The organism is Streptomyces sp. S6 (assembly GCF_054880855.1).
The window spans coordinates 23,350-29,711 of record NZ_JBTYMC010000058.1 but is presented as its reverse complement, the minus strand read 5'-3'; the positions used below and the strand labels follow the sequence as shown (position 1 = coordinate 29,711).

The window sequence follows — 6,362 nt, the reverse complement described above, 5'->3', positions numbered from 1 at the left end:
CGGCCCCCTCTCCGGCGCGGGCAGCGGCCGGACCGCCGCGAAGGCCCTGCGCACGGCGATGGCCCAGGCGTCCGCCGCCGCGAAGGCGGAGAGCGACGAGTACGAGGAAGAGGGCGCCGAACGCAAGGCGCGCGCCGGCAAGAAGCTCCGCAAGGCCATCGCCGCCTGGGAGAAGCAGCAGACCAACCTCCAGGGCTTCGAGGTCCGCAAGTCCCTGGAGCCCGCGTACACACAGCTCGCCATGAACGGCGAGAGCGGCCCCCTCGCCGACGAACGCGTCCGCCGCGCCGTCGCCCGCGCCCTCGACCGCACCGAACTCGCCGACGCCGTCCTGCGCCCCCTCGGCCTGCCCGTCGCCCCCGTCGGCTCCCACCTCGCCCTCTCCGGCCAGGACGCCTACGCCGACGGCAGCGGCGCCCTCGGCGACCAGGACACCGCCGAGGCCCAGGCGCTCCTCTCGGACGCCGGGTGGGTGGCCGGGGGACCGGTCGTCGAGAAGAAGCCCGGCGAGAAGGGCGCGGGGCCGCAGCGCGCCAAGGACACCGAGTCGGAGGGCGGCGACGACGGGACGTACATCGTCGGCGACGACAAGAGCGGCGACAGAGCGCCGTCGTCCGACGCCTCGGCTCGCGCGCAGGACGGCAAGCAGTACGCGAAACAGGGGGGAGCGCCCGGCGCGTACGCACCGAAGGGCACCCCCGCGCCCGGCGGTGCGGCCGGTCCCCTCGCCAAGGACGGCAAGGCGCTCACCCTGCGCTTCGTCGTCCCCTCCGGACCCGGATCGGAGGCCCTGCGGGTCGTCGCCGACCGGATCTCCCGCATGCTGCTGAAGGTCGGTGTCCGCACCGAGGTCACGAAGGTCCCGGACGAGTCCTACTTCAAGGACCACATCGCCTCCGGCCAGTACGACCTCGCCCTCTACTCCTGGCCGGCGTCCGCGTTCCCCGCGACCGACGCGCGGCCGATCTACTCCAAGCCGGTACCTGCGGCCGACGGCTCCCTCAGCGTCGAGCAGAACTACACGCGCGTCGGCACCGACCAGGTCGACCAGCTCTTCGACCAGGCGATCTCCACCCTCGACGCCGACGAGTCCCGCTCCCTGCTGCGCAAGGCCGACTCCCGCATCTGGGCCGCCGCCGGCTCCATCCCCCTCTACCAGCGCCCCCAGCTGACGGCCGCCCGCAAGAACCTGGCGAACGCGGGCGCCTTCGGCTTCCAGACGCCGGTCTTCGAGGACATGGGCTTCCTGAAGAAGGGCGCGAAGGCCTCACCGTCGCCGACGGGCTGATCGCGGAGAGTGCCTGCCGTGCCGGTAGTGTGATCGGATCATCGCGCTCGCGGGTCAACACCCGCGAGCGCGACGGCTGTTGCACACAGGGGAACGGGGAAACACACATGCGCGGTCTTGCGGTTCTGGCGGTCCTGGCGGCCGTGGGCCTGACGGCCTGCACCGGGGGTTCCGACGACGACCGGGCGACGGCCCCCGACGGCGAAACGCCCAGCCTGAGCCCTGTACCGACCGCACAGGCGTGCAAGGACGGGACGTACACCTGGTCGGGAATCCAGCGGACCGATCGGCTGACGGGGGTCTCCGCGGCCGTTGAGGTCAGCGGCGAACTGATCGACAAGAGCCAGAAGCTGGAACTGCCTGAGCGACGCGTCTTCACCCCGCAGATCTCCGTCACCGCCCAGGGACCCGCGCTGCCCTCCGCCGAGATCCTGTTCTCGCTCGGCAAGAAGACCGGGGAGATCGACTCCACCGCGCGCACCTTGGCCGAGGACGACGGTGGCGGCTACCTGTTCACGGAGGTCGGCAACCACCCTGTCGCCCTGGACGGCACCTCCATCACCCCCAACGCCGCCGGGACCTTCGTCAGCTACGAGGGAGTCGTCGAGGTACGGGGGAACTTCCGCTACACCTGTGCCGACGGCAGTGTCGTCCAGGGACAGGCCCAGAGCTGGACGGACTCCGTCGGTGGGGTCTTCCAGTGTGACAAGCCTCTCGACGCCGACGCTTTCAGACGCCTCGCGGCCCAGCGGAGCTGCAAGCCGAATGACGCCGCGCTGCGGTCGTCCTGACCCTCCGCGAGCCACTCCTCCGCGAGGGCCGTAAAATAGGGTAAGGCCGTGGCATGTCAAGCCCGGCAGGGTCTGTGTCGCAGGCCTTCCTCACACTCCGGGAGTACGCCGCACCATGGCCGTGTCCGCAACACGTCACGACATCCGAAACGTCGCCATCGTCGCCCACGTCGACCACGGCAAGACGACCCTCGTCGACGCCATGCTGAAGCAGGCCGGTGCCTTCGCGGCGCACGCCGCCGAGTCGCTCGACGACCGCATGATGGACTCGAACGACCTGGAGCGTGAGAAGGGCATCACGATCCTGGCCAAGAACACGGCGGTGAAGTACCACCCCAAGGATGGCGGCGACGTCATCACCATCAACATCATCGACACCCCGGGCCACGCCGACTTCGGTGGCGAGGTCGAGCGCGGTCTGTCGATGGTGGACGCGGTCGTCCTGCTGGTCGACGCCTCCGAGGGCCCCCTCCCGCAGACCCGGTTCGTCCTGCGCAAGGCGCTCCAGCAGCGCCTGCCCGTCATCCTGTGCATCAACAAGACGGACCGCCCGGACTCCCGGATCGACGAGGTCGTCAACGAGACCTACGACCTCTTCCTCGACCTCGACGCGGACGAGGACCAGATCGAGTTCCCGATCGTCTACGCCTGCGCCCGGGACGGCGTCGCCTCGCTGACCAAGCCGGAGAACGGCACGGTCCCGGCGGACAGCGACAACCTGGAGCCCTTCTTCTCCACGATCCTGTCGCACGTCCCGGCCCCGGCGTACGACCCGGAGGCCCCCCTCCAGGCGCACGTCACGAACCTCGACGCGGACAACTTCCTCGGCCGTATCGCGCTGCTGCGCGTCGAGCAGGGCGAGCTGCGCAAGGGCCAGACCGTCACCTGGATCAAGCGTGACGGCACCATGTCGAACGTCCGCATCACCGAGCTGCTGATGACCGAGGCGCTCACCCGCAAGCCCGCCGAGGTGGCCGGTCCGGGCGACATCTGCGCCGTCGCCGGTATCGCGGACATCATGATCGGCGAGACCCTCGCCGACACCGAGAACCCGATCGCGCTGCCGCTCATCACGGTCGACGAGCCGGCCATCTCGATGACCATCGGCACCAACACCTCGCCGCTGGTCGGCCGGGGCGGCACCGGCAAGGGCGCCGACAACAAGGCGGCCGTCAAGGACCGCAAGGTCACCGCCCGCCAGGTCAAGGACCGCCTGGACCGCGAGCTGATCGGTAACGTCTCGCTGCGCGTAATCGACACCGAGCGGCCGGACGCCTGGGAGGTCCAGGGCCGTGGTGAGCTGGCGCTCGCCATCCTGGTCGAGCAGATGCGCCGCGAGGGCTTCGAGCTGACCATCGGCAAGCCGCAGGTCGTCACGAAGCAGGTCGACGGCAAGACGTACGAGCCCGTCGAGCGCATGACGATCGACGTCCCCGAGGAGCACATGGGCGCGGTCACGCAGCTCATGGGTGTCCGCAAGGGCCGCATGGACAACATGTCGAACCACGGCTCCGGCTGGGTGCGCATGGAGTTCGTGGTGCCGTCGCGCGGTCTGATCGGCTTCCGGACCGAGTTCCTCACGCAGACCCGCGGCACGGGCATCGGCCACTCCATCCACGAGGGCCACGAGCCCTGGTTCGGTGTCCTGACGACCCGCAACAACGGCTCCCTGGTCGCCGACCGCGCCGGCGCCGTCACCGCGTTCGCGATGACGAACCTCCAGGAGCGCGGCGTCCTGTTCACGGACCCGGGCACCGAGGTGTACGAGGGCATGATCGTCGGCGAGAACTCCCGCTCCGACGACATGGACGTCAACATCACCAAGGAGAAGAAGCTCACGAACATGCGGTCCTCGTCGGCCGACTCGTTCGAGGCGATCGTCCCGCCGCGCAAGCTCTCCCTGGAGCAGTCCCTGGAGTTCTGCCGCGACGACGAGTGCGTGGAGGTCACCCCGGAGGCCGTGCGTATCCGCAAGGTGAACCTGGACGGCCGTGAGCGCGCCCGCGCCGCGAGCCGCGCCAAGCACGGCTGAGCCGTCACCGTCCGACCGAGCCGGGCCTCCCGCAGCGCGCGGGAGGCCCGGCTCGTGTGTGCTCCGTGGGGGCCGCGTGAAGAGAGTGAGCGCAAGAGGCACGTAGGGAAAACCCTTCAACCTGACCTGAGGGCCGCACCTGGGCGTCTTTCCCTATTAACCTGCTGGGGGTGGGGGCGTTCCGCGTGACTCGACCGCGTCGCCCCATGCATGCGGTGGCGTTTCCCGCAACCCCTTTTTCTCCCCCAAGTGTCCGGAATGCGGACACTCACCCTCGATAGATGTGTAACAAGTCCGTTTCGCAGGGATCTTTCTGCAAACCGTTTGTCCGGATTTTGGAAGAAGTACACGCCAGGTGTGATCGAACCGAGACCTTATCGGTGTGGTTCGGCCAGTCCGCATGGCAGATAGTTAGGCGCGTAGAGCTCGGATCAAAGGGTCACGCTTTCAGGGCGGACGGCGGCGGTCGAGCACATGGGGGCGACTCACTCTCTGTCGGTTTCAGGTATCGACAGACAGTCGCGCGCCCGAAATTGCGGTGAACATTCAAGACTCATGAGGAGGAACCCATGCGCGGTGCCAGGAGCGCCAAGTGGGTGGCGATAGCTGCGGTAGTGGCGCTGGGAGCGACCGCCTGTGGTGGTGGGAACGACAGCGGCTCGGACAGCTCGAAGACGGTCGACCCCAACGGGATCTTCAGCTACCAGAGCAGTGAGCCGCAGCACCCGATCCAGCCGGCCAACGTCATGGAGACGGGCGGCGGCCGTATCACCGACGCCCTCTTCAGCGGGCTCGCCGACTACGACGCCAAGACCGGCAAGCTCGTGAACCTCGTCGCCGAGTCGATCACGCAGGACGACGCCAGCCACTACACCATCAAGGTCAAGAAGGGCTGGACCTTCCACAACGGCGAGGCCGTCACCGCGCACTCCTTCGTCGACGCCTGGAACTGGGGCGCCGACTCGAAGAACGCCCAGCAGAACGCCTCCTGGTTCTCGGACATCAAGGGCTACGCCGATGTCCACCCGGAGAAGGGCGACCCGAAGACCGACAAGATGTCCGGTCTGACCACGCCGGACGACTACACCATCAAGGTGGAGCTGGCCAACCCGGCGCCGTACTGGACCTACAAGCTGGGCTACAGCGCGTTCTACCCGCTGCCCAAGGTCTTCTTCACCAACCCGAAGAAGTACGGCCAGGAGCCGATCGGCAACGGCGCCTACCAGTTCGTCAAGTGGAACCACAACAAGGACTTCCAGACGAAGACGTACGCCAAGTACGCGGGCCCCAAGCCCAAGAACGGCGGCATCGACTTCAAGTTCTACACGACCTCCGAGGCCGCGTACCAGGACGCCGTCTCGAACAACCTGGACGTCCTCGACCAGGTCGCGCCGTCCGCCATGGCGAAGTACCACCAGGACCTCGGCAAGCGCGCCGTCGACGCCCCGCAGAACGCGATCCAGACCGTCGCGGTCGCCGAGTACGCGCCGGCGATCAAGGGCCTGAAGGACCACGCCAAGTTCATCCAGGGCCTGTCCATGGCCATCGACCGCAACACCATCACCAAGACGGTGCTGGCGGGTTCGCGTGCCCCCGCGGACAGTTTCGTCGCCCCCGGCGTCGAGGGCTACAAGGCCGGTGCCTGTGGTGAGGCGTGCACCTTCAACCCGGCCAAGGCCAAGCAGCTGGTCCAGGAGTCGGGTGGCGCCAACGCCACCATCTCGATCCTGTACAACGGCGACGGCGGCCACAAGGAATGGGTGACGGCCGTGTGCGCCAACATCACCCAGAACACCGGCGTCAAGTGCGACGGCGACGTCAAGGCCGACTTCAAGACGGTCCTCGACGTCCGCACCAAGAAGCAGGTCCAGAGCCTGTACCGGTCCGGCTGGGTGCAGGACTACCCGATGAACGCCAACTTCCTCAAGGACCTGTACGGCACCACCGCCGCGGGCAACGAGGGCGGCTACTCCAACAAGGAGTTCGACGACCTCTCGGCCAAGGCCGACAAGGCCCCCACGCTGGCCGACTCCGTGAAGCTGTACCAGGACGCCGAGGCGGTCCTGTACAAGGACATGCCGGCGATCCCGCTCTGGTTCTACAAGACGAACGCGGGCTACTCGCAGAACGTCAAGAACGTGTCGTACGACAGCTTCGGCAAGCCGGTCTTCGGGGACGTCGAGGTCTTCAAGAAGTAAAGGCCGCAGACGGTCGATCAACCCAGGCGCCCGCGTACCCCGCGGGCGCCAAC

The 6,362-nt window shown here is 68.0% G+C and carries 4 protein-coding genes; all 4 read left to right on the top strand.

The window, feature by feature from the left end; genetic code table 11:
• Nucleotides 1-1,288, top strand: a 1,288-nt coding sequence (locus ACVNF4_RS11195; RefSeq protein WP_461802583.1) for an ABC transporter substrate-binding protein, incomplete at its 5' end; no start/stop codon positions are given.
• A 107-nt stretch (nucleotides 1,289-1,395) separates the two neighbouring features.
• The gene (locus ACVNF4_RS11190) at nucleotides 1,396-2,079 is read left to right on the top strand and encodes a hypothetical protein (RefSeq protein ID WP_461802582.1); all 684 of its coding nucleotides are present in this window, start codon (nucleotides 1,396-1,398) and stop codon (nucleotides 2,077-2,079) included.
• A 115-nt stretch (nucleotides 2,080-2,194) separates the two neighbouring features.
• Nucleotides 2,195-4,111 (top strand): translational GTPase TypA, encoded by a 1,917-nt coding sequence (typA, locus tag ACVNF4_RS11185; protein WP_461802581.1) that lies wholly within the window; start codon nucleotides 2,195-2,197, stop codon nucleotides 4,109-4,111.
• A 569-nt stretch (nucleotides 4,112-4,680) separates the two neighbouring features.
• Complete coding sequence (locus tag ACVNF4_RS11180; protein ID WP_461802580.1) at nucleotides 4,681-6,309, top strand: peptide ABC transporter substrate-binding protein; 1,629 nt, start codon at nucleotides 4,681-4,683, stop codon at nucleotides 6,307-6,309.
• Nucleotides 6,310-6,362: the final 53 nt, after the last annotated feature.

Excerpts from the sequence above, each read along its gene's own strand:
- ACVNF4_RS11180 (WP_461802580.1), top strand. The coding sequence starts at position 4,681 with ATGCGCGGTGCCAGGAGCGCCAAGTGGGTGGCGATAGCTGCGGTAGTG.
- ACVNF4_RS11190 (WP_461802582.1), top strand. The coding sequence starts at position 1,396 with ATGCGCGGTCTTGCGGTTCTGGCGGTCCTGGCGGCCGTGGGCCTGACG.
- typA (WP_461802581.1), top strand. The coding sequence starts at position 2,195 with ATGGCCGTGTCCGCAACACGTCACGACATCCGAAACGTCGCCATCGTC.